The sequence below is a fragment of the Bacillus sp. BACIII genome (genome assembly GCF_057836745.1).
Genome location: NZ_CM174437.1, coordinates 3,161,282 through 3,182,681, shown reverse-complemented (window position 1 = coordinate 3,182,681; position 21,400 = coordinate 3,161,282). Strand labels below are relative to the sequence as shown.

The 21,400-nt window shown below is 47.2% G+C and carries 23 protein-coding genes; 17 read left to right on the top strand and 6 right to left on the bottom strand.

The genetic code is table 11. The features are described from left to right. Positions 1-56: 56 nt before the first annotated feature. Positions 57-710 carry a hypothetical protein gene (locus ACXN9U_RS15625; protein WP_489201880.1) on the bottom strand — a complete coding sequence of 218 codons (654 nt, stop codon included), beginning with the start codon at positions 708-710 and terminating at the stop codon, positions 57-59. A 164-nt stretch (positions 711-874) separates the two neighbouring features. On the opposite strand from ACXN9U_RS15625, the gene ACXN9U_RS15620 reads away from it, so the two are divergent. Continuing rightward, positions 875-1,180: a barstar family protein gene (locus ACXN9U_RS15620; protein ID WP_060964256.1), complete on the top strand. Its 306-nt coding sequence runs from the start codon at positions 875-877 to the stop codon at positions 1,178-1,180. 114 nt (positions 1,181-1,294) lie between these two features. Beyond that, positions 1,295-2,089, top strand: a complete 795-nt coding sequence (locus ACXN9U_RS15615) for an SDR family NAD(P)-dependent oxidoreductase (RefSeq protein WP_060964257.1) — start codon at positions 1,295-1,297, stop codon at positions 2,087-2,089. Between the two features lie 40 nt (positions 2,090-2,129). On the opposite strand, the gene ACXN9U_RS15610 is transcribed toward ACXN9U_RS15615, so the two are convergent. Continuing rightward, positions 2,130-3,020, bottom strand: a complete 891-nt coding sequence (locus ACXN9U_RS15610; protein ID WP_489201879.1) for a LysR family transcriptional regulator — start codon at positions 3,018-3,020, stop codon at positions 2,130-2,132. Between the two features lie 151 nt (positions 3,021-3,171). Here ACXN9U_RS15610 and ACXN9U_RS15605 point away from each other — a divergent pair, with 151 nt between their 5' ends. The 9 genes from ACXN9U_RS15605 to ACXN9U_RS15565 are packed head-to-tail and all read left to right on the top strand — an operon-like array spanning position 3,172 to position 10,229. Then, positions 3,172-3,711: a GNAT family N-acetyltransferase gene (locus ACXN9U_RS15605; RefSeq protein WP_060964259.1), complete on the top strand. Its 540-nt coding sequence runs from the start codon at positions 3,172-3,174 to the stop codon at positions 3,709-3,711. Continuing rightward, complete coding sequence (locus ACXN9U_RS15600) at positions 3,708-4,520, top strand: amino acid ABC transporter substrate-binding protein (RefSeq protein ID WP_489201878.1); 813 nt, start codon at positions 3,708-3,710, stop codon at positions 4,518-4,520. Before ACXN9U_RS15605 ends, ACXN9U_RS15600 begins: the two co-directional genes overlap by 4 nt. 25 nt (positions 4,521-4,545) lie before the next feature. Then, positions 4,546-5,358 carry an amino acid ABC transporter substrate-binding protein gene (locus ACXN9U_RS15595; protein WP_438420647.1) on the top strand — a complete coding sequence of 271 codons (813 nt, stop codon included), beginning with the start codon at positions 4,546-4,548 and terminating at the stop codon, positions 5,356-5,358. Between the two features lie 22 nt (positions 5,359-5,380). Further along, the gene (locus ACXN9U_RS15590; protein WP_060964262.1) at positions 5,381-6,103 is read left to right on the top strand and encodes an amino acid ABC transporter permease; all 723 of its coding nucleotides are present in this window, start codon (positions 5,381-5,383) and stop codon (positions 6,101-6,103) included. Positions 6,104-6,117: 14 nt separating this feature from the next. Next, positions 6,118-6,825 (top strand): amino acid ABC transporter permease, encoded by a 708-nt coding sequence (locus ACXN9U_RS15585; protein ID WP_060964263.1) that lies wholly within the window; start codon positions 6,118-6,120, stop codon positions 6,823-6,825. Then, the gene (locus tag ACXN9U_RS15580; protein WP_016937923.1) at positions 6,822-7,601 is read left to right on the top strand and encodes an amino acid ABC transporter ATP-binding protein; all 780 of its coding nucleotides are present in this window, start codon (positions 6,822-6,824) and stop codon (positions 7,599-7,601) included. Before ACXN9U_RS15585 ends, ACXN9U_RS15580 begins: the two co-directional genes overlap by 4 nt. After that, a complete protein-coding gene (locus ACXN9U_RS15575; RefSeq protein ID WP_060964264.1) occupies positions 7,598-8,614 on the top strand; it encodes an LLM class flavin-dependent oxidoreductase in 1,017 nt (338 codons plus the stop codon). Before ACXN9U_RS15580 ends, ACXN9U_RS15575 begins: the two co-directional genes overlap by 4 nt. A gap of 2 nt (positions 8,615-8,616) precedes the next feature. Continuing rightward, positions 8,617-8,904: a glutaredoxin family protein gene (locus ACXN9U_RS15570; RefSeq protein WP_060964265.1), complete on the top strand. Its 288-nt coding sequence runs from the start codon at positions 8,617-8,619 to the stop codon at positions 8,902-8,904. Continuing rightward, positions 8,901-10,229 (top strand): LLM class flavin-dependent oxidoreductase, encoded by a 1,329-nt coding sequence (locus tag ACXN9U_RS15565; protein WP_060964266.1) that lies wholly within the window; start codon positions 8,901-8,903, stop codon positions 10,227-10,229. Before ACXN9U_RS15570 ends, ACXN9U_RS15565 begins: the two co-directional genes overlap by 4 nt. A gap of 173 nt (positions 10,230-10,402) precedes the next feature. Here the strand turns inward: ACXN9U_RS15565 and ACXN9U_RS15560 are convergent, their stop codons facing one another. From ACXN9U_RS15560 to ACXN9U_RS15550, 3 genes are read right to left on the bottom strand one after another with little or no spacing between them, the layout of a single operon-like run. Further along, entirely contained in the window at positions 10,403-11,188 is a 786-nt protein-coding gene (locus tag ACXN9U_RS15560) for an amidohydrolase family protein (protein ID WP_060964267.1), read from the bottom strand. 3 nt (positions 11,189-11,191) lie between these two features. Then, positions 11,192-11,608, bottom strand: a complete 417-nt coding sequence (locus ACXN9U_RS15555) for a carboxymuconolactone decarboxylase family protein (RefSeq protein ID WP_060964268.1) — start codon at positions 11,606-11,608, stop codon at positions 11,192-11,194. After that, positions 11,572-12,828 (bottom strand): MFS transporter, encoded by a 1,257-nt coding sequence (locus ACXN9U_RS15550; protein ID WP_060964269.1) that lies wholly within the window; start codon positions 12,826-12,828, stop codon positions 11,572-11,574. The genes ACXN9U_RS15555 and ACXN9U_RS15550 overlap by 37 nt, the downstream gene beginning before the upstream one ends. A gap of 103 nt (positions 12,829-12,931) precedes the next feature. Between ACXN9U_RS15550 and ACXN9U_RS15545 the strand changes: the two genes are divergently transcribed. Then, the gene (locus ACXN9U_RS15545) at positions 12,932-13,783 is read left to right on the top strand and encodes a helix-turn-helix transcriptional regulator (RefSeq protein WP_060964270.1); all 852 of its coding nucleotides are present in this window, start codon (positions 12,932-12,934) and stop codon (positions 13,781-13,783) included. 359 nt (positions 13,784-14,142) lie between these two features. Further along, positions 14,143-14,778 carry an FMN-dependent NADH-azoreductase AzoRB gene (gene azoRB, locus ACXN9U_RS15540; RefSeq protein WP_003151719.1) on the top strand — a complete coding sequence of 212 codons (636 nt, stop codon included), beginning with the start codon at positions 14,143-14,145 and terminating at the stop codon, positions 14,776-14,778. A 42-nt stretch (positions 14,779-14,820) separates the two neighbouring features. Here the strand turns inward: azoRB and ACXN9U_RS15535 are convergent, their stop codons facing one another. Further along, positions 14,821-15,861 (bottom strand): oxidoreductase, encoded by a 1,041-nt coding sequence (locus tag ACXN9U_RS15535; protein WP_489201877.1) that lies wholly within the window; start codon positions 15,859-15,861, stop codon positions 14,821-14,823. Between the two features lie 137 nt (positions 15,862-15,998). Here ACXN9U_RS15535 and csoR point away from each other — a divergent pair, with 137 nt between their 5' ends. The 4 genes from csoR to ACXN9U_RS15515 all read left to right on the top strand — a co-directional run bounded on the left by csoR (position 15,999) and on the right by ACXN9U_RS15515 (position 21,360). After that, a complete protein-coding gene (csoR, locus tag ACXN9U_RS15530; RefSeq protein ID WP_013353610.1) occupies positions 15,999-16,304 on the top strand; it encodes a copper-sensing transcriptional repressor CsoR in 306 nt (101 codons plus the stop codon). 75 nt (positions 16,305-16,379) lie between these two features. Then, a complete protein-coding gene (gene copZ, locus ACXN9U_RS15525; protein ID WP_015240581.1) occupies positions 16,380-16,586 on the top strand; it encodes a copper chaperone CopZ in 207 nt (68 codons plus the stop codon). Positions 16,587-16,669: 83 nt separating this feature from the next. Further along, on the top strand, positions 16,670-19,099 hold the full coding sequence (locus tag ACXN9U_RS15520) for a heavy metal translocating P-type ATPase (protein ID WP_489201876.1): 2,430 nt from the start codon (positions 16,670-16,672) through the stop codon (positions 19,097-19,099). A gap of 149 nt (positions 19,100-19,248) precedes the next feature. After that, positions 19,249-21,360: a heavy metal translocating P-type ATPase gene (locus tag ACXN9U_RS15515; protein ID WP_366971160.1), complete on the top strand. Its 2,112-nt coding sequence runs from the start codon at positions 19,249-19,251 to the stop codon at positions 21,358-21,360. The last annotated feature ends 40 nt before the right edge of the window (positions 21,361-21,400 follow it).

The following is a 21,400-nucleotide window of genomic DNA, read 5'->3' as shown; positions in this document are numbered from 1 at the left end:
AGGTGTTTTGATCCCTGTCTCAAAAACGGGGGTCAGTCCCGAAAGCTCACACTTTTTTATTGAGATCTACAACTATATGTATTCGTTGCTCCTGAACCCATTTTTGTAATAATTATGCCTTTTCCTTTAGAATTGCAGGCATTTATAGTACCCATACCTAGAAGCGGTACCGCACCTAACATTAATGTAAGTGCAGTTGGGCTTTTAGCAAAAATTTTAGCTATAGCTGCAGCTGTACCCCAAAATCCACTATTAATTCCAACAGCAGCACTCAATTGTTTTATTTGTGAGTTGCTAATTTTATATTCTTTATAGTTTATAACTCCCATTGTTGTTAGAATATGTTCAACAGGTTTAATAACTTCACTTCTATTTAATTCGTCAACATACTCTTTGAATATGATCAAAGCGTCATTTCCTGTCAAAGAAGCAGATGTTTGATTTTCATAATTTACAATAGTATCATACAGGTTTTTTGCCGCTAAACTTAGTTGACTTATTTCTTCTGGAGAATTAGATGATAGATTTTTCATATCCAATTTCTCATCTAATTCATTGATAGCATCAACTAATACTGCGGTGTTTTGTACATCTTTTCCTGGTACAGTTATCGTGTCATTTTCTGACGTTTTTGTGATGGCTAAAGTGCTGATAGGAAAAATGCTAAATAAAAGCACTAGCGATAATAGAAAAACAAAAGATTTTTTCATCTATCTATAACCCTCCTTATAAGATTCAATTAAATTCTAACAATAATAAATAATACAGTAAATAACTAGAATGTTAATTTTTCCTTAACAAGTGTGAGATGAGTTATAATAACGGGTCCAGGTAATGGGGCAAGGTGTTCCGGAAAATAAAGGAGTCCATTTGAATGATAGTTGTCATCATAGACGGAAAAGATATTACAAGCACAGAAGCTTTACACCGAATCTTAAAAGATAAATTAGATTTCCCGGACTATTATGGTGAAAATCTGAATGCCTTATGGGATTGCCTGACAGGATGGATCGAATATCCGCTGACTTTGGTGTGGAAGAATTTTGAGATCAGTCAGAAGGCATTGGGTTCGGATGCTGATGATGTATTAAGGATATTAAAAAAGGCTGAGGCAGAATTAGATGGTGAGTTTTTCATTCAAATCGAACAGCCGTCAGCCGGGTCAAACGACAGGCACTAAAAAGTGCGTACTTCCCCTCATCCATTTTTCTATCCGATAATAGGGACGGAAGGTTTCAGGCTTTCGATTTCTGTCCATATATAAGAAGAGACTTGCGATAGGGAGGAATGGACGATGGATTTGCAGTTGAAAGGGAAGACGGCGCTTGTGACGGGATCTACGTCAGGCATCGGGAAGGCGATTGCGGCTTCGCTGATTGCAGAAGGAGCGGCGGTGATCATTAACGGCCGCCGTGAAGAAAAGGTGAACGAAACGATCCGGGAATTAGAGAAACAGACGCCGGGTGCCCGGCTCTATCCGGCCGCATTTGATTTAGGCACGGCGGAAGGATGCGGCGCGATTTTTCAGCAGTATCCTGATGTGGATATTCTCGTGAACAATTTAGGAATCTTTGAACCTGCGGAATACTTTGATATTCCTGACGAGGAGTGGCTCCGGTTTTTCGAGGTGAATATCATGAGCGGCGTGCGGCTGACACGCCGGTATGCAAAGCGGATGATTGAACGGAAGGAAGGGCGGGTGATTTTTATCGCGAGTGAAGCGGCCGTCATGCCTTCTCAGGAAATGGCCCATTACAGCGCCACGAAAACGACGCAGCTGTCGCTGTCACGCAGTCTGGCCGAGCTCACGGAAGGGACGAATGTGACGGTGAATACGGTCATGCCGGGCTCCACGAAAACAGAGGGCGTCGAAACGATGCTGGAGTCGCTTTATCCCGGTGAAAACCTGACAGCGGCTGAAGCGGAGAGACGATTTATGAAGGAAAATCGTCCGACGTCGATCATTCAGCGATTGATCCGTCCGGAAGAGATCGCCCACTTTGTCGCCTTTTTAAGCAGCCCGCTGTCGTCAGCCATTAACGGATCTGCTTTGCGGATCGACGGCGGCTTAGTGCGGAGCATTATATAAGATGAATATACAAAAACCCCCGCAAAGTGGCGGGGGTTTTTTAATGCGGATCACGGTGAAACCGGCTGATGATCCTGCTGATTAAATCTTTTGTGGCGGAGTCAAAATGCTCTTCTTTTTGGTTTGTCAACAGCCCGACCGGCGGTGAAATTGTTAAGTTATGGATCGGAATGACCTTCGTGCCCTCGATCGGCTCTGAGTGCGCCGTCGCCGTAAAGATCGAGACGCCGATATTTTCCCTGACATAGTATTGGTGAGCCATGCTGCTGGTCAGCTCCATTTTTCGATAGCGGCTGCCGATGGCCCGCTGCAGGTGCTGTTCAATTTGAATCCGGATCGGGCAGTTGGCGGGCGTGAAAATCAGGCATTCATTTTCTAAGTCTTCGAGATTGATACTTGTTTTGGCTGCAAGGGGATGTGTGTCGGACACGATGACATTGAGCGAGTCATGGAAAAACGGATCGAAGTAATTTTCCAGAATCAGCTCCGGCTCGCCGCATACCGCAAAATCAATGGCGCCCTCCAGCAGCTTGCGGCTGCATGTATTGGCATCATCCACGCTGACATTGACCGACATGTCAGGATAATCATCTAAAAACTCCCGCAGCACGGCAGGAAAGATCAAGCTTGCCGTCGGTTCGGATATGCCGATCTGAATAAGGGCGGCCTGCCCCTGTCTGATGTCGGCCAGAGTATGGTCAAGCACCTCATACTGTGCGAGAAGCTGCCCGGCCCGCTCATGAAACAGCCGTCCCGCTCTTGTCAGTTTCAGCTTCTTTCCCCGTTCAAAAAGCTGTGCGCCTACATCCTGCTCCAGCTGTTTAATCCGCATTGAAATCGTCGGCTGTGAATAGTTCAGAATTTCGGCGGCCTTATAAAAGCTGCCTGACTGTACGATGGTATGAAACGTTTTAATGGTGCGTAATTCCAACGAAATCCCCTCCAGGCTGTTCATTAATTTTCTTGAACTTTTCCTTTATTTTTTTTGATTAGTCAAATAAATCAGTTTGCTTTATAGTATAAACAATTAAAGCTTAGTAAACAAATTGGAATTATATATATTTTCGGGGAGAGTGAACGGAATGAGTGAAGACATATTTCGATTGGCTGAAAAAAAGGATGCGCCCGAGTTTTTAGAACTGCTGTACAGCGCGTTTCAGCCGATCCGCAATTTGGAGATTGACTGGCCGTCGGCGCGGGCCGACATTGATATGGTAACAGAAAATATTGAAAATCATTCAGCCGTCGTGCTGGAACGGGACGGACGGCTTCTTTCAACCATTACAATCCGTTTTCCGTGGGAGAGTGACACGCCTCCGTCAAAATATCCGTTTGTCTGGTGGTTCGCGACGCTTCCTGAGCTGAAGGGGCAGGGCATCGGCAGCAAACTTTTGACTTATGTGGAGGAACACGTGCTGCGGGATACGCTGAAGGCCCCGGCCATCACGCTCGGCACCTCGGCGCGCAAGCATCCCTGGCTATTGGATATGTACAGACGGAGGGGCTATGAAGTGTATTTTGAGCAGGAGAAAGACGGAGACATCGGGGTCATGATGAGAAAGGTGCTCATACCGGAGCGGTTTGACGCGTCGCTGTTAGGCACACCGAGCTGGGCGCAATGATGAAAAAGCGGATCAGAGCCGGCTGTCTGCTTCTGCTGCTCGGCGCGCTGGCCGGGTGCGGACAAGGAGAAAGCACGAAAGCGGGGAGCGGCGTGCAGACCGTCATTGTCGGCACGGGAACTGATTTTCCGAACATTGCTTTTATGGATGAAAAAGGCGAGCTGACCGGCTATGACATTGAAGTGATGAAAGCCATTGATAAACAGCTGCCGCAATACAAATTTGTCTTTAAGACGATGGATTTTTCGAATCTGCTTACAAGTCTCGGAAACCGGAAAATTGACGTGATCGCGCACAATATGGCGAAAAACAAGGAACGGGAGAAACGATTTTTGTATCACAAAATCCCGTATAACTACTCGCCGATGTACATCACGGTGAAGGCGGATAATGACGCGATACACACGCTCCGGGACTTAAAAGGAAAAACCGTCATCGTCGGCGCGACGTCAAACGCGGCGGATTATATGACGGCATACAACAAAGCCCACGGCAGCCCGATACATTTGAAATACGCCGGGCAGGGCAGCAATGATACAGCGAACCAAATTGAGACAGGACGCGCTGACGCCACCGTATCTACGCCGTTTGCCGTCGATTTTCAAAATAAGACGCACGCGTTCAAACAAAAGACGGTCGGTGATGTGCTGCTGGATACAGAAGTGTATTTTATGTTCAACAAAAACAGCAAAACCTTGGCGGACGACACGGATCGGGCGATTCAAAAACTGGAGAAGGACGGCACATTGAAAAGGCTGAGTGAAAAATGGCTCGGCGCGGATTATTCAAAATCAAGTTTCACGAAATAATTGAAGCAGAAAACGGGGCGATCACATGAAAATAAGACTGGCGGTCATGTCATTAACAATTGCCGCAACGGCGGCGTTATCAGCCTGCGGCGCGGGCGGGGAGGCGGCATCAGGCAATCAGAAAAATGTGAAGAACATCACGGTCGGCACGGGAACTCAATTTCCGAATATTTGCTTTATTGATGATAAAGGAAAATTGACGGGCTATGATGTTGAGCTGGTGAAAGAGCTTGACAGGCGCCTGCCGGGCTATCGTTTCACTTTTAAAACGATGGATTTCTCCAACCTGCTTGTCAGCCTCGGACAGCATAAAGTCGATATCGTGGCTCATCAAATGGAGAAAAGCGCCGAACGGGAGAAAAAATTTCTGTTCAATCAAGTCGCGTATAACAACTTCCCGCTGAAAATCACGGTGCTCCAAGAGAACGGGAACATTCACGGCATTGAGGATTTGAAAGGGAAGCGTGTCATTACGAGTCCGACGTCAAACGGCGCGCTTGTGCTGAAGAAATGGAATGAAAAACACGGCAGTCCGTTTGAAATCGCCTATGCTGGCCAAGGCTCCAACGATGCGGCCAATCAGCTGAAATCCGGCCGCGCCGATGCGACGATTTCCACGCCGTTTGCCGTCGATTTCCAAAACAAAACGAGCGCGGTCAAAGAAAAAACGGTCGGCGGGGTGCTGTCAAATGCCAAAGTGTTCTTTATGTTTAACAAAAATGAGCAAACGCTGAGTGATGACATTGATAAAGCGCTCAAGGAAATCATTGATGACGGCACGCTCAAAAAGCTGAGTGAAAAGTGGCTCGGCGCGGATTATTCAAAGGAGCAATATTAAATGAAAAAGAGAGGGATCGGCAATGGAAAAAGCGTTTGATATCAGTATGATCGCATCCTTTGTGCCGACATTGCTCGGGTATTTGCCCGTCACGCTCTATATATTGGCGGTGTCTTTGCTGTTCGGCTTTCTATTGGGGCTGCTTTTGGCGCTGCCCCGGATCTATCGCATTCCCGTGCTGAATCAGATCGCGAAGCTGTATATCTCCTTTTTCAGAGGAACGCCCATTATGGTGCAGCTGTTTATTGTATTTTACGGCATTCCGGCGCTCACGGCGCTCGCCGGAATTGACACTTCCAAAATGGACCCTTTGTATGCGGCCATCGCCACGTATGCGCTGAGCAGCGCGGCAAGAGCGGCGGAAATCATCAGGGGAGGTGTGAACAGTGTCGACCGCGGACAGGCGGAGGCGGCGTTCAGCATCGGGCTGAACGGGGGGCAGACATTCCGGCGCATCATTCTGCCGCAGGCGCTCGTGCAGGCTTTTCCCAACATCGGGAATATGGTGATCGGTTTTTTAAAAGATACGTCACTCGCTTTTTCAATCGGGGTGATGGATATGTCGGGCAGAGGGCAGACATTGATTACATCGAGCAATCATTCTCTTGAAGTGTATATCTCGCTTTCTGTTCTGTATTACGCGGCCGCCCTTTTATTTGAATGTGTCTTCAGATGGTGTGAAAAACGAATCAAGAAAGATGAGACGCGGCTTGTGACGGTTTTTGACATGAGCGCGCACAGCTGAAAAGGAGGGAGAACGTGGAGCTGGATATTCCGTTTATCGGCACTGCGATAAAACAAATGATGAAAACCGTTCCGCTTACACTGGCAATGACAGTCATTCCGATTATTGCCGGATTTTTCATAGCTCTCGGCAATATCACGGTGCGTATATTCCGCATCAAATGGCTGCTTGCCTGCTCAGCGTTTTACGTGTCTTTTTTTCGAAGCACCCCGGCGATTCTCCATATTATGCTGATTTATTTAGGCGTTCCGCTGATTGCCGATCATTTCAGCCGCGCCTTTCATCTCGGCTGGTCGGCCAATCAGATTCCGGTCGCCGTGTTTGTCATCATGGCACTGTCATTAACGGCAGGCGCTTATATGACGGAAATTCTTCGATCCGGGATCATGGCCGTCGATACGGGGCAGGCGGAGGCGGCATATTCAATCGGCTTGACGCGGGGCCAGATGATTCGGCGCGTGGTTCTGCCGCAGGCGTTCATGATATCACTGCCGAACTTCACCAACATAGGCATCGGTTTTTTGCATACCACTTCAATCGCGGCAATCGTTGCAGTGCCTGAAATTACAGGAACGGCGACGATTGCGGCATCCGATAACTATGCGTTTTTGGAAGCATTTATCGGGGCGGCCATTATCTATTGGGGATTAACGCTGATTCTCGAGGCCGTAAACACTTTGGCGGAAAAAAGAGCGGCCAGATATCAAGGAGGCGCAGTATGATCGAAATCCGAAACATTCAGAAACATTTTGGCAGTCATCACGTGCTAAAAGGGATCAATTTAAGTGTCCGGAAAGGAGAAGTCGTGACCATCATCGGTCCGAGCGGTTCGGGGAAAACAACGTTTCTGCGCTGCCTTAATTTACTTGAGCGGCCGGATGAGGGCGCCATTTCCGTACATGGTGAAGTCATTAACTGCAAAAAGCCGGCCAAAAAAGACATTCTCAGACTGAGGAAACAGACGGCGATGGTTTTTCAGCAATATCATTTGTTTTCGCATAAAACGGCGATTCAAAATGTCATGGAAGGCCTGACGGTCGCAAGGAAAATGAAAAAAACAGATGCGTACGCCATTGCGGAGCGGGAACTGGCCAAGGTGGGGCTTCAGGATAAATTGCACGCCTATCCGAATCAGCTGTCGGGAGGCCAAAAGCAGCGGGTCGGAATTGCCAGGGCGCTTGCCATTCATCCTGATGTGATGCTGTTTGATGAACCGACCGCAGCCCTTGACCCGGAGCTTGTCGGCGAGGTGCTTGAGGTGATGCTTAACATTGTGCGGACCGGCGCCACCATGATCATTGTTACTCATGAAATGGAATTCGCCAGAAGAGTGTCCGACCAAATTGTGTTTATGGATGAAGGAGCAATCGTGGAACAAGGAACGCCTGAAGAGGTCTTTTACAAGACGAAAAAAGAAAGAACGAAGAAGTTCCTCCGCCGCGTTCTTCCTGATTACGGTTATGACATAAAAGAACACATAAAGGAGCCTGTCGTATGATTCGTTTAAGCATTTTAGACCAAAGTGTCACCGCGGAAAACCAAACCGCAGAAGAAGCTTTGCGGCAAACGGTGAGATTGGCTCAAGAGGCCGAACAATACGGATATGACCGTTTCTGGGCGGCGGAGCATCATAACAATGAAGAGATAGCGGGATCAGCACCGGAAATTGTCCTGGGGTATCTGGCCGCCAGTACGAAAAAAATCCGCCTCGCATCCGGCGGGGTGATGCTGCAGCATTACAGCCCTTATAAAGTGGCGGAGCAGTTCCGGGTTCTGTCCGCCCTTGCCCCCGGCCGTGTAGCGCTCGGTGTCGGCAAAGCGCCCGGCGGATTTCAGCTGTCAACCGATGCGCTGCAGCGGGAGCTTATCCAGCCCGCCCGTTTATTTGAAGAAAAGCTTGAGGAGCTGACTCATTTCATCCGCAATGATTTTCCGGACTCGCACCGCTACGCGTCATTGCGGCCGGCGCCGCATACTGAGTATGCGCCTGACATCTTTTTGCTCGGCGGCAGCACAGAAAGCGCGATCACAGCGGCCAAACTCGGCATTTCCTTCGTTTTCGCCTATTTCATAAACGGTGAAGACACTGCGTTAGAAAAAGCGCGCCAAGCTTTTGACGAACATCTGCCGAAAGGGGCAAAAGCCGAATTCCACCTTGCGCCGATGGTATTTACCGCGCATACAAAAGCGGAAGCGGAAAAACACGTCGTATCGCGTGAATCGGTCAAAATCATTCTCGAAGACGGCAAAAAGGTGAATGTCGCTTCCCGAAAACAAGCGGATGCGTTTCTTGAACAAGTTACGCAGCCATATAAGCTGATCACACAAAAGACAGGTGTGATTGCCGGGACAAAAGAAGAGACCGCTTCCGAGCTGAGACGGTTATCGGTTCAATACAGCATTACCGATTTTGTGATTTTGTCGCCTATCAAAAACGCTGAAGAAAAACGATTGTCTTACCGGCTGTTAAGCGAAGCGGTGCAGCCGGCCGCACAATTACAGGAGGGATGAACATGAGTCATGAAGCAAATGTAGTGGTTTGGAGCAAAAAGGGCTGTACGTATTGCGATGAAGTGAAAGGATATTTGCGGGAAAAGGCCATTGCGTACGAAACAATTGATGTGACGGAGCGGGATGAATTGCGTGACGTGCTTCACACTAAGTACGGCATCCGCCATGTCCCCGTTGTTGAAATCGGCAGCGGTGACAGGCGGGTGTATCAGGCCGTTACTCAAGTCGGCATTGAATACGTAGAACGGGCGCTTGCCGATTACGAGGGAAAAAAGGGGGAGAGAAAATGAGCCGGACGGATCTTATTCAATTCGGAGCCATGATTCACGGTGTCGGCGGTACAACGGATGGGTGGCGTCATCCCGACGCCGATCCGTCAGCAAGCACGAATGCGGCGTTTTACAGGCAAAAAGCGCAGACCGCTGAAAGAGGGCTGTTCAGCTTTGCTTTTATTGCGGACGGCTTGTTCATTTCTGAAAAGTCCATCCCGCATTTCTTAAATCGGTTTGAGCCGATCACTATTTTATCGGCGCTTGCCGCCTCTACAACCCATCTTGGTTTAATCGGCACATTTTCCACCTCGTTCACTGAGCCGTTTACCATCGCAAGACAGCTCATGTCTCTTGACCATATCAGCGGCGGCCGGGCGGGCTGGAATCTCGTCACTTCTCCGCAGGCGGGGGCTGCGCGCAATCACAGCAAGGAAAGACTTCCCGACCACAGCCGGCGCTACGCCATCGCCCAAGAACATGTGGACGTGGTGCGCGGTCTGTGGAATTCTTGGGAAGAAGATGCCTTCGTCCGCAACAAAGAAACCGGGCAGTTTTTTGATCCTGACAAACTGCATCGCCTGTATCACAAAGGCGAGTATTTTCAAGTGGAGGGCCCGCTGAATATCGGCCGGACCAAACAGGGAGAGCCGGTCGTCTTCCAAGCGGGGTCTTCAGAAACCGGCCGGTCGTTTGCCGCGCGAAATGCCGATGCAGTCTTTACGCATTCCAATTCACTTGAGGAAACGAAAGCTTTTTATGATGATGTGAAGAAGCGGGCGGCGGATTACGGCCGGGACGCTTCCAAACTGCGGATCTTTCCGGGAATCAGTCCGATTATAGCCGGCTCACAAGAAGAAGCGGAAGCGAAATACCAAGAATTCGCCGAGCTGATTCCGATAGAGAACGCCGTTAAATATGTGGCCAGATTTTTTGACGATTATGATCTGAGCCGGTTTCCATTGGATGAGCCGTTTCCTGATTTGGGCGACGTCGGGAAAAACGCGTTTCAAAGCACGACAGACCGTATCAAAAGAGAGGCGAAAGCCCGGAATCTTACGCTGCGTGAAGTGGCGCGCGAAGCCGCGTTTCCGCGAACCAACTTTATCGGGACACCGGAACGTGTGGCATCATTAATTGAAACATGGTTTCAGCGGGAAGCGGCGGACGGGTTTATCATTCACTCTGACATTCCGGGCATGCTTGAAGCCTTTGTGGATCATGTCATACCGATCCTTCAGGAAAAGGGGCTGTACCGAAAAAGCTATCCGGCGGATACACTGCGGGGGAATCTCGGATTGGATATTCCGGTCTGCAAACCAAATCCGATTTTGAGCAGAAACTAAATGTTTCTGCTTTTTCTGCTGCTTACAACCCCCGTCATTAATAAGAAAAGAGCCGAAATTTACCCCGTTTAGAGTAAATCGGCTCTTTACTATTTAAAAGACGTAAGGAATGAAAACCTGTTGAATGCAATCCTTCAAACTTATATTCCCTAAGAAATTGTTATAAAAATAAGTTAAATATTTAAGAGATTAGCAATGTTCCCGCCTAGTACTCGTTGTACCACTTCTTCACTTGAAGCATGGCGTTCAACTGCCAACTTATTTAGGAATGGATCACCATATGGAAAATCAGAACTAAATAAAGTTTTCTCTGGGAGTTCTTTTATGGCCAAAGATAATGCATAGGTTGTATAAAATGCAGAGATATCTAGGTAGGCGTTCTTTGTTTCTTTTGTTAATGCAATAACTTGCTGCCAATGAATCCCTCCCAAATGGCCATAGATTACAGGGACAGTGGGATATTTACGAGTTAAAGCGAACAGTTCCTGAATATCATTTAAATTGAGTGGATGGAATGTATGCACCCAAATCGGAAAGGAATTATAATCACTAGCTGCCTGGAATACAGGCTCAAGCATTTTAATTTGGCCTGAACCAAGGGTGAATTCTCCCAGTCCCTTCATTTTATAATCTTTTACAATCTTCTCCATCCAATCATGCAGTTCCCCGGAGGAACTTAAAAGGGGAACTGATCCGAATCCGGTAAAACGGTCAGGATATTTTGCGATAGTATCCCTTAATTCTTCTAGAGCTTTTGACCGTGCTTCTAGGGGATTTATTTCGTTATTTAAAATTTGATTCAGTACATCCATTTCCTGAATAAATTCATCGTAGCTTTCACTTTTTTCTGGATGAACAAGCGTAGAGAATAAAATAGTTTTATCTATCCCGCTTGAATCCATCATTTCAATGTGTTTTTCTACAGGTAGAACTACGTGGGCATGACTATCAATAATCATTTTTTACTCTCCTTCCAATAAATTGGCTGACAACTGATTTCGTCTTTTAGAAAATACTTCAGTAGCTATTGTTAAAATGGTATTTAATGCGACAGGAAAGCCTGCATAAATTAACATTTGCATCATAGCTTCCACAATTTCTTCTTCGGTCCATCCGACATTTAAAGCTCCGTTAATATAAAACTTTAATTGTTCCGTATTTCCTAAAGCGGTTAGACCAGCAACTGCTGCAAGAAGGCGGGATTTTAAGTCTAATCCTGGTCTGGAAAAAATTTGACCGTAATTAAATTCCACAGCCAAAGTTCCCAAGTCAGGTGCTGCTGAATCTTTAAAACTGTTGACGATATTTAGATAGTTGTCCGGATCTATTTTTGATAATACTTCTAATCCCTTTTTGTAGTTTTCTTTATTTTCAGACATCTTATATGACTTCCTTTCTCGAACTCTCTATTTTTTACTGTTGTTTTTTGTTTAGGCAAGCTAAATAAGGAACTAAAAGCAATACCTATCATGAGTATCCCAACTGTACATACTCCATACCAATGCCATTTGCTCCAAGCAAGTACACCTAGATATGACCCTAAAGATCCGCCTAAGAATGTAGATACCATGTATAATCCATTTAATCTGCTTCTCTTTTCAGGAGATAGTTGAAAGATAGCAGCTTGACAAGCAACTTGATTTGCTTGCGTGCCAACTGTTACTAATAGTGCGCCAAGAAGTAATCCCGGTAACCAATATCCTAAGAATATTAAGGTCAGAAAAGCGATTAAAGAAATAAACATACATAAGGTATTAGCAAATTTTGATCCTTTTTTATCGATCACCCGGCCAATCATGGGAGTTGCAAAGGCTCCAGCTATTCCCACTAAACCTATTAAACCTGCCGCGGTGCTCCCATAAGAATAAGGAGAAGTATTTAATAAAAAAATAAGAGTTGTCCAGAAGGCACTAAAGGAACCAAACATCATTCCTTGACTCAGGCAAGCTTTTTGCAACACTTTTTCTTTTTTAAATAACGGGCCTAAAGATGCAAGTAATGTTTTATACTGCATTGCATGATTTCCTTTGCTTTTTGGAAGATACATTGCCATTAAAATGATCATTATCATTGTGCCAGCAAAAGAAGCCCAATACATTGATCTCCATCCAAAATGGGAATCTGCAAAACCGCTGATAAATCGAGCGCCTAAAATCCCACACACTAAGCCAATGGCAACATTCCCTAACACTTTTCCTCTGTTCTCTTCTGAAGCTAAATTAGCAGCAAGAGGAACAATAATTTGAGGGACTATGGTAACAAATCCAAGAATTAAGTTTGCTGCAATCAGCCACGTTACATTCATTGATAAAGCAGTTGCGGCTAAAATTATACATACAATAGATAATAAACTTAGGATCAATTTTCTCCGTTCAAAAATGTCACCTAATGGTACCAATAAAAGATTTCCCAATGCATATCCCACTTGAGTTAAAGTTGCTACAATTCCTATATAGTTTTCAGAAACGTGAAAAGTATTTGCCATACTGACTAAGAGCGTTTGATTTAAATAGACATTAGCTACTGTAAAACCACATGCTGCAGCCATGAGGAGAACTAATCCTTTCGGGAAAGGCTCAGCCCTATTTTTGAAAACCATAAAACTCACCTCCTTCATTTATTAGAATAGATGAAGGTTTATAATGGGAATAGGAGTGTGTTTATCCTATTATTAAAACTACTACTTATAAGGGGAGAAGTTCATGTTAAGTGACAAAGAAAGAAGGAAAGAACTAGGGGATTTCTTAAAAACACGACGGGCGCGATTATCTCCTCAAGACTTTGGTTTACCTATTGGTCCGCGCAGAAAAACAGAAGGACTGCGCCGAGAAGAAGCAGCTCAGCTGGCAGGAATAGGAGTAACCTGGTATACATGGTTAGAGCAAGGGCGTGATATACAGGTATCTTCAGACGTATTGGAGGCTATTTCGCGTGTATTCAGGTTAAATGAAGAGGAAAAAGAGCATCTATTTTTATTAGCAAATCAGCCATTGCTATCTAAGGTGGGAAGACCTCTCGTTGAAAGTGTAAATAGCGTCCTGAAAAATGTATTGAGTCAATTAGAATACTGCCCTACATATGTAACCGACGAAAAATTGAACATAGTAAGCTGGAATAAAGCTGCTGCCGTGGTTTTTGGTGACTTTAATAAAATGAATGAACGAGATCGTAATGCAGTCTGGCGTTGCTTTACGTCTAAAGAATACCGAGAGCTCTTTCTTAATTGGGAAGATCATGCGCAACGCTTGATTGCTCAATTTCGTTTAGCCTATACACGTTTTGTCGGTGATGAGTGGTTTAAAGATATCATTAAAGAACTTACCAATAAGAGCCCTGAGTTTCGTAATTGGTGGTCCAAACATGAAGTTCTAGGTACTCCTTGCGGCAAAAAAACACTGCTGCATCCTTTAGTTGGAGAAATGATTATGGACCATATTACTCTTCAGGTGTACGATGCTCCTGAACTAAAGTTAACCATTTACCAACCTCGCCAAGAGGGAGAAACAGAACAGAAAATGAAGCGTTTGTTAAACTGGCAAGCAGACCTGCAATAAAAGAGTGTGATAAATACGAATGTATTAAGCGGAATTCGTTTGTCTCTAATATTATAAAAGCAGGAACATTTTGCATGGATAAATTCCACACAACTAAGTCTGAAATGAAACAGCCGATTTAGCCTTAACATGGTCAAAATCGGTCTTTTATTTGTCGAAATTTGCTTAACGTAGGTTTTTTTCGATTTGCTGGAGGTACTTCTTGCAGCCTTTTTAAAAAAATATACTGATTTCGAGATATTATTGTTGCTAAAAGATTTTTTTGTAACTATAATTATTACAGAACTGATCAGTATAAAAAAACATTCATATTTCATAATAAATATGTGTGTAATTTGAAAACGAAAGGGCTGTTTACAATGGCAAAAGTACTTTATATCACTGCTCATCCTCATGATGAAAAGACATCTTACAGCATGGCGACAGGAAAAGCGTTTATCGATTCTTATAAAGAATCAAACCCGAATGATGAGGTTGTACATATCGACCTTTACAAAGAAAACATTCCTCATATCGACGCGGATGTATTCAGCGGCTGGGGAAAACTTCAATCCGGCACAGGTTTTGAAGAGCTTTCTGAAAATGAAAAAGCGAAAGTCGGCCGTCTGAACGAGCTGAGCGATCAATTCGCATCAGCTGACAAATACGTATTCGTTACACCGCTTTGGAACTTCTCATTCCCGCCTGTTATGAAAGCGTACCTTGATTCTGTAGCTGTAGCCGGAAAATCATTCAAATATACAGAACAAGGCCCGATCGGTCTGTTGACAGACAAAAAAGCACTCCACATTCAGGCGCGCGGAGGCTATTACTCTGAAGGCCCGGCGGCTGACATGGAAATGGGCCACCGTTACATCGGCATCATGATGAACTTCTTCGGCGTTCCTTCTTTCGACGGATTAATCGTTGAAGGTCATAATGCTGAACCGAATAAAGCACAGCAAATTAAAGAAGATGCGATTGCCCGCGCGAAAGAAGCCGGAAAATCATTCTAATCTAAAAAAACCTCCCAGCTGATACGGCTGGGGGGTTTTTTATTAAAGTGCAATCGTCCGTTTTTGTTCGCTGCTTTTCATCACCGCTTCAATGACACGTATGACATCGACGCCTTCTTCCGCCGTAACGGGAAGCGGTTTTCCGTTTAAGATGCTGTCTGCCAGCAGTTTGTAGTACGTAAGGTAAGAGCCGTTCTCAGAGGGGATTGTTTCTGTATGTCTTTTCTCATCCGCTGCGGTTGTCAGCTCACCGAAGCTGTCAGGGTCATCGGCGCCCCAGTTCTCGTCAATCGGTTTTTGGCCGGCTGAAAGCGCAGCTTCCTGTCCGTCCTTTCCGTATTTGATAAAGCTTGCATTCCGTCCGTGAATCTGATAGCGCGGGCCGCTTGCCGCATTCATGGAGCCGGATTGAAGAATAACCTGAAGCTTGCCGTAATGGAGGGCGGCCAGAAACCAATCGGCCGTTTCACTGTTGTCCCGCTGTTTCATCACATGTGCGGTGACGGATTCCGGCATTCCGAAAAGCAGGAGTGTCTGGTCAATAATATGTGAACCGAGATCATACAGCGTTCCCGTGGCGGGTCCGTTTTTTTCGCGCCATCTTTCTTGTACAACCGGGTTGTATAGATCGTAGTTGACTTGATATGTATGAATGTCTTGAAGCGCCCCGTCCCGAATCAGCTTTTGAATCGTTAAAAAATCATTGTCCCAGCGCCGGTTGTGATACACGCTCAGCAAGACGCCTTTATTTTCAGCCGTTCTTCTCAGCTCCTCCGCTTCTGCTGAAGTCGCCGTCATCGGCTTTTCCACGACGGTGTGTTTCCCCGCAAGAAGACATTTCATCGCTGATTCATAATGCATTCCGCTCGGTGTCGTAACGATGACGAGATCAATGTCAGGGTCACCGGTGATGTCTTCAATCGTGCGCACGGCTTCAGCCCCCGGCAGATCACGTTTGACCTCATCCGTTCTGGAGGTCATGACTTTTTTGATCTGATACTCATCAAGGACGTCCAAAAGCGGCGCATGAAAGACTTTCCCCGACAGACCATATCCCAATATGCCAACCTGTATCGTTTTCAATGAACTTCCCCCTCTTGATATGTGATAACAATATATACCCCGCGGGTGTACTGGTAAAACTTGTGTGTTGAAAATTTTTTACACCGGTTTTTCAAGTCTGTATAATGAAGATAACGAAGAAAAAAACGAGGTGGAAAATGGACAAACATACCGAACATCAATCGTTAAATCATAAAAGCGCCAAGGAAAAAGACCAGATTCTGAACCGGCTGAAACGGATTGAAGGCCAAGTCAGGGGCATTCAGAACATGGTGGAAAACGAACGATATTGCGTGGATATTCTCGTGCAGATTTCAGCCGTGCAGGCGGCCATGCAGAAAGTCGCGTTTCATCTGCTGGAAGATCACGCCCATCACTGCGTAGCCGGCGCCATTGAAAGCGGAAACGGGGAGCAGGCGATTGCCGAGCTGCTGGATGTCGTGAAAAAAATCGCGAAATCATGAAATAAAATGTTTTGAAATACCCTACAGGGGTATGGTAACATGAAGAAGAAAAAACAAGACGTGGAGGGAATTATCATGGAACAAAAAACACTGCAAGTCGAAGGCATGTCCTGTCAGCACTGCGTCAAAGCAGTAGAGACCGGAGTAGGAGAACTGAACGGAGTGACGGCGGTTCAGGTGAAATTGGAAGCCGGACAGGTGGATGTGACGTTTGATGAGAACAAAGTCTCCGTATCAGATATAAAAGACGCGATTGAAGATCAAGGGTATGACGTCGTATAAGGTATATCGCGCTTCGGGAACGGGCGCGGTTTTCTTTTATGAAAATGATACCCCCTGGGGGTTTGTGAGAAGAGGTGAGGGCATTGAGTGAACCGAAAGAAATGACCATTCAAGTGGGAGGCATGACATGCGCCGCCTGCGCTTCAAGAATTGAAAAAGGACTGAAACGGATGGACGGCGTCAATGACGCTTCCGTCAATCTTGCGCTTGAGACCTCAAATATTTCCTATCAGCCTGACAAAATCGAAGCTGGCGCCATAAAGGATAAAATTGAAAAACTCGGCTATCACGTCGTGACGGAAAAAGCCGATTTTCAGATTGAAGGCATGACGTGCGCCGCCTGTGCCAATCGGATTGAAAAGCGCCTGAACAAAATAGAGGGCGTTGTGGACGCGCCGGTGAATTTCGCCCTTGAAACGGTCTCCATTGAATACAACCCTAAAGAAGTGACACCGAAAGAACTGAAAGAGACCGTGGCAAAACTCGGCTATCGATTAGAAGATAAGGAAGCGGACGGCCAAGGCGGCGGATTATCTCAAAAGGAAAAAGAACAGCGTAAACAGCTGATCAGGCTGATATTTTCTGCCGTTCTCTCCTTTCCGCTTCTATGGTCGATGGTCAGCCATTTTTCTTTTACTTCTTTTATCTGGATGCCGGATATCCTGATGAATCCGTGGCTGCAATTCGCGCTTGCCACCCCGGTGCAGCTCGTCATCGGCTGGCCTTTTTATACGGGAGCGTACAAGGCGCTGAGAAATAAAAGCGCCAATATGGATGTTCTCGTTGCGCTCGGAACGACGGCCGCTTACGCGTACAGCCTGTACATGACGATTGCGTCTCTCGGGCGAAACGGCCATGCCGAGGGGCTTTATTATGAAACGAGCGCCATTTTGCTGACTTTGATTTTGCTTGGAAAGCTTTTAGAGATGAAAGCAAAAGGCCGCTCATCAGAAGCGATTAAAAAGTTAATGAAGCTTCAGGCGAAGACGGCGGCGGTCGAGCGGGTAGGGAAGGTACAGGTGATTCCGATTGACGAGGTCCGGACGGGGGACATCGTATACGTGAAACCGGGAGAACGCGTTCCTGTCGATGGCGAAGTGATTGAAGGCCATTCCGCGATTGATGAATCGATGATAACGGGAGAAAGCATGCCTGCAGATAAGTCTCCGGGAAGCACCGTCACCGGGGCGACGATCAATGCAAACGGCTTTCTCAAAATCAGAGCGGTGAATGTCGGGAAAGATACCGCGCTTGCACACATTATTAAAATCGTGGAAGAAGCCCAAGGATCAAAAGCGCCCATTCAGCGGCTCGCGGATCACATTTCAGGCATTTTCGTTCCGATTGTGCTGGGATTGGCCGTGGTGACTTTTCTCATTTGGTATGTATGGGCGTCTCCGGGACAGTTTTCTGAAGCGATCGGCAAATTCATCGCCGTGCTTGTCATTGCCTGTCCGTGCGCACTCGGACTCGCCACTCCGACGAGCATTATGGCGGGCTCCGGCCGCGCCGCTGAATTCGGCATTCTCTTTAAAGGCGGAGAGCACTTAGAAAAGACACAGCGTCTGACGACAATCGTACTGGATAAAACCGGAACGGTGACAAACGGCAGACCGGTGCTGACAGACGCCGTACCGGCAGCGGGAATGAACGAAGAGGAGCTCCTGCGGCTTGCGGCTGCCGCTGAAGCGGGATCGGAGCACCCGCTTGGAGAAGCCATCGTTTCAGGAGCCGAAAAACGAGGGATTTCCATTCCGAAACTAACCCGTTTCCAAGCCCGGATCGGTTCCGGAATCTATGCAGAGGCTGACGGGAAAACGATTCTTGCCGGATCAAGACGGCTGATGGAAGCGGAACACATTGAACATGAAGCATTGCTTCCGCACATGACCCGCTTGGAGGCGGAAGGAAAAACGGTGATGCTTATTGCGGCAGACGGCAAAGCGGCGGGGCTTATCGCAGTCGCCGATACGATCAAAGAAACATCTCCGGCTGCGGTGAAACGCCTGAAGGATATGGGCCTTGACGTCATCATGATGACCGGTGACAACCAAAAGACGGCGGAAGCCATTGCTAAAGCCGCAGGCATCGACAGCGTGATTGCCGAAGTGCTTCCCGAACAAAAGGCAGCGGAGATTTCCCGGCTGCAAAAAGAAGGCCGGCGCGTGGCAATGGTCGGCGACGGCATCAATGATGCTCCGGCGCTGGCTGTGGCCGATATCGGGATGGCCATCGGCACCGGCACCGATATCGCAATGGAAGCAGCGGACATTACGCTGATCCGCGGAGATCTGAACGGCATTGCCGACGCCATCGGCATGAGCAGGCTGACTATGAGAAACATCAAGCAGAATTTAGGATGGGCATTGGGCTACAACACCATAGGCATTCCGATTGCGGCAGCCGGCTTTCTGGCTCCGTGGGTGGCAGGCGCCGCCATGGCGTTCAGCTCGGTATCGGTCGTCCTTAATGCTTTGCGTTTACAGAAGGTGAAAAAAGACAAAATCGGCTGATGCCGGTTTTGTCTTTTTTATTGACACTTTATTCAAAACTTGCATATAATATAGAAAACAACTATATGAACATATGCTCATATATATAATTTCGTTTAGCTGCATTGATATTATGGGAATCCTATTACGGAAAGTAGGGTGAGTCGAAAATGAAAGCGGCAAAAGGTGAATTTGTGTTAGACGGACTTGATTGCAGCAACTGTGCAAAAAAAATAGAAAACGGCGTAAAAGCCATTGACGGCATCGACGGCTGTGCTGTCAATTTTGCGGCAAGCACCATTACAGTTTCGGCCGGGGGCAAAGATGAGCAATGGATGAAAGATGAAGTTGCAAAAAAAGTAAAGTCCATTGATCCTCATGTGACCGTCCGTTCGAAGCATGAAGACAAACCCGGCGAGGATGAATACCGCAAAAAGCTGCAGCTGATGTTAGTGAGATTGGCGGCGGGTGCTGTTTTGGCCGTCATCGCTTACTTCGCGCACACAGGCGCCGTCCTTGAGTTTCTGCTCTTTTTTGCTTCATATTTGATCATCGGCGGCGATATCGTAGCCAGAGCGGGAAAAAATATTGTCCGCGGCCAGGTATTTGATGAGCATTTTCTGATGGCGCTTGCGACAATCGGCGCATTTATAATTCATCAGTATCCGGAAGGCGTCGCGGTCATGCTGTTCTATCAAATCGGTGAATTGTTTCAGGGAGCGGCCGTCAGCCGATCCAGAAAATCGATTAGCGCGTTATTGGACATCCGTCCTGAGTACGCCAATGTGAAAACGGAAAACGGCATGACTGCCGTTCCGCCGCAGGACGTCAAAGTCGGACAGGTCATCGTCGTGAATCCAGGAGAACGGATTCCGCTGGACGGAAAGGTGCTGAGCGGCTCATCGATGGTTGATACATCCGCTTTAACGGGCGAATCCGTGCCGAGAAAAGCGGAGCCGGGGCAAGATGTGATGGCCGGATTTATGAACCAGAACGGCGTGCTTCATATTGAAACCTCTAAAGGATATGAAGACTCTGCTGTATCAAAAATATTGGATCTGGTCGAAAATGCGGCCGGACGCAAAGCGAAAACGGAAAACTTTATTACGAAGTTTGCCAAGTACTATACACCGGCCGTTGTCATTGTTGCGGTGCTTCTCGCCTTTTTACCGCCGCTTTTCGTGCCGTCAGCCGCGCTGTCCGACTGGGTGTACCGGGCGCTGATTTTCCTTGTGATTTCTTGTCCGTGCGCACTCGTCGTCTCCATTCCGCTCGGGTTTTTCGGCGGTATTGGAGCCGCGTCTAAAGCAGGGGTGCTCGTGAAAGGCAGCAACTATTTAGAAGCGCTCAATCAGGTGGCATACGCCGTGTTTGATAAAACGGGAACCTTAACGAAAGGCAATTTCGCGGTTACTGATATCAAACCGGCGGCAGGATTTACACAAGACAGCCTGCTTCATGCGGCCGCGCTTGCCGAAGTCCATTCCAATCATCCGATTGCTTCATCCATCCGCGAGGCTTACAATCAACCGCTCGCGGCTGAGGAGATTGAAGAATATGAAGAAATACCCGGACACGGCATTCGGGTGAAAACCGGCGGATCAACGATTTTGGCCGGAAATCAAAAACTGATGGCAAAAGAACAAATCGCTTTCGGCACAGCTGAAAACAACGGAACCGTCGTTTACGTTGCCGTTGATCAGCAGTATGCGGGGGCGATCGTGATCGCCGACGAAATCAAAGAGGACGCCAAACAGGCCATTGCCCGTTTAAAAGCGCTCGGCGTCAAACGGACAGTGATGCTGACGGGTGATTCAAAGCAGACCGGTGAAGCGGTCGGCCGCGAGCTCGGTATTGATGACGTGTATACAGAACTGCTGCCGGGTGACAAAGTAGACCGAGTCGAAGAACTCGAAGCGGCGCTTGCACCGAATGAAAAACTGATGTTTGTCGGTGACGGGATTAACGATACGCCTGTGCTTGCCAGAGCTGACATCGGAGCTGCCATGGGGGCTCTCGGTTCTGATGCCGCCGTCGAAGCGGCCGATGTCGTCCTGATGACAGACCAGCCGTCAAAAGCAGCCGAAGCCATCCGGATTGCACGCCGAACACGCCGGATCGTCTGGCAGAACATCGGATTTGCTTTAGGCGTGAAAATCATTTTTCTCCTGCTTGGCGCATTCGGATTCGCCACCATGTGGGAAGCCGTCTTTTCAGATGTAGGCGTCACGCTGATCGCCGTTGCCAACGCGATGCGCGTCATGAGAGTGAAAGCGGAATAATTGTCAAAGATAATTCGTTTTTCAGGGTTTTCTTAAACAA

Coding starts and splice junctions, on each gene's coding strand:
- csoR (WP_013353610.1), top strand. CDS start 15,999: ATGGACAAACATACCGAACATCAATCGTTAAATCATAAAAGCGCCAAG.
- ACXN9U_RS15590 (WP_060964262.1), top strand. CDS start 5,381: ATGGAAAAAGCGTTTGATATCAGTATGATCGCATCCTTTGTGCCGACA.
- ACXN9U_RS15575 (WP_060964264.1), top strand. CDS start 7,598: ATGATTCGTTTAAGCATTTTAGACCAAAGTGTCACCGCGGAAAACCAA.
- copZ (WP_015240581.1), top strand. CDS start 16,380: ATGGAACAAAAAACACTGCAAGTCGAAGGCATGTCCTGTCAGCACTGC.
- ACXN9U_RS15615 (WP_060964257.1), top strand. CDS start 1,295: ATGGATTTGCAGTTGAAAGGGAAGACGGCGCTTGTGACGGGATCTACG.
- ACXN9U_RS15570 (WP_060964265.1), top strand. CDS start 8,617: ATGAGTCATGAAGCAAATGTAGTGGTTTGGAGCAAAAAGGGCTGTACG.
- ACXN9U_RS15600 (WP_489201878.1), top strand. CDS start 3,708: ATGATGAAAAAGCGGATCAGAGCCGGCTGTCTGCTTCTGCTGCTCGGC.
- ACXN9U_RS15555 (WP_060964268.1), bottom strand. CDS start 11,608: ATGTCTGAAAATAAAGAAAACTACAAAAAGGGATTAGAAGTATTATCA.
- ACXN9U_RS15550 (WP_060964269.1), bottom strand. CDS start 12,828: ATGGTTTTCAAAAATAGGGCTGAGCCTTTCCCGAAAGGATTAGTTCTC.
- ACXN9U_RS15545 (WP_060964270.1), top strand. CDS start 12,932: ATGTTAAGTGACAAAGAAAGAAGGAAAGAACTAGGGGATTTCTTAAAA.
- ACXN9U_RS15620 (WP_060964256.1), top strand. CDS start 875: ATGATAGTTGTCATCATAGACGGAAAAGATATTACAAGCACAGAAGCT.
- azoRB (WP_003151719.1), top strand. CDS start 14,143: ATGGCAAAAGTACTTTATATCACTGCTCATCCTCATGATGAAAAGACA.
- ACXN9U_RS15515 (WP_366971160.1), top strand. CDS start 19,249: ATGAAAGCGGCAAAAGGTGAATTTGTGTTAGACGGACTTGATTGCAGC.
- ACXN9U_RS15580 (WP_016937923.1), top strand. CDS start 6,822: ATGATCGAAATCCGAAACATTCAGAAACATTTTGGCAGTCATCACGTG.
- ACXN9U_RS15560 (WP_060964267.1), bottom strand. CDS start 11,188: ATGATTATTGATAGTCATGCCCACGTAGTTCTACCTGTAGAAAAACAC.
- ACXN9U_RS15565 (WP_060964266.1), top strand. CDS start 8,901: ATGAGCCGGACGGATCTTATTCAATTCGGAGCCATGATTCACGGTGTC.
- ACXN9U_RS15595 (WP_438420647.1), top strand. CDS start 4,546: ATGAAAATAAGACTGGCGGTCATGTCATTAACAATTGCCGCAACGGCG.
- ACXN9U_RS15625 (WP_489201880.1), bottom strand. CDS start 710: ATGAAAAAATCTTTTGTTTTTCTATTATCGCTAGTGCTTTTATTTAGC.
- ACXN9U_RS15605 (WP_060964259.1), top strand. CDS start 3,172: ATGAGTGAAGACATATTTCGATTGGCTGAAAAAAAGGATGCGCCCGAG.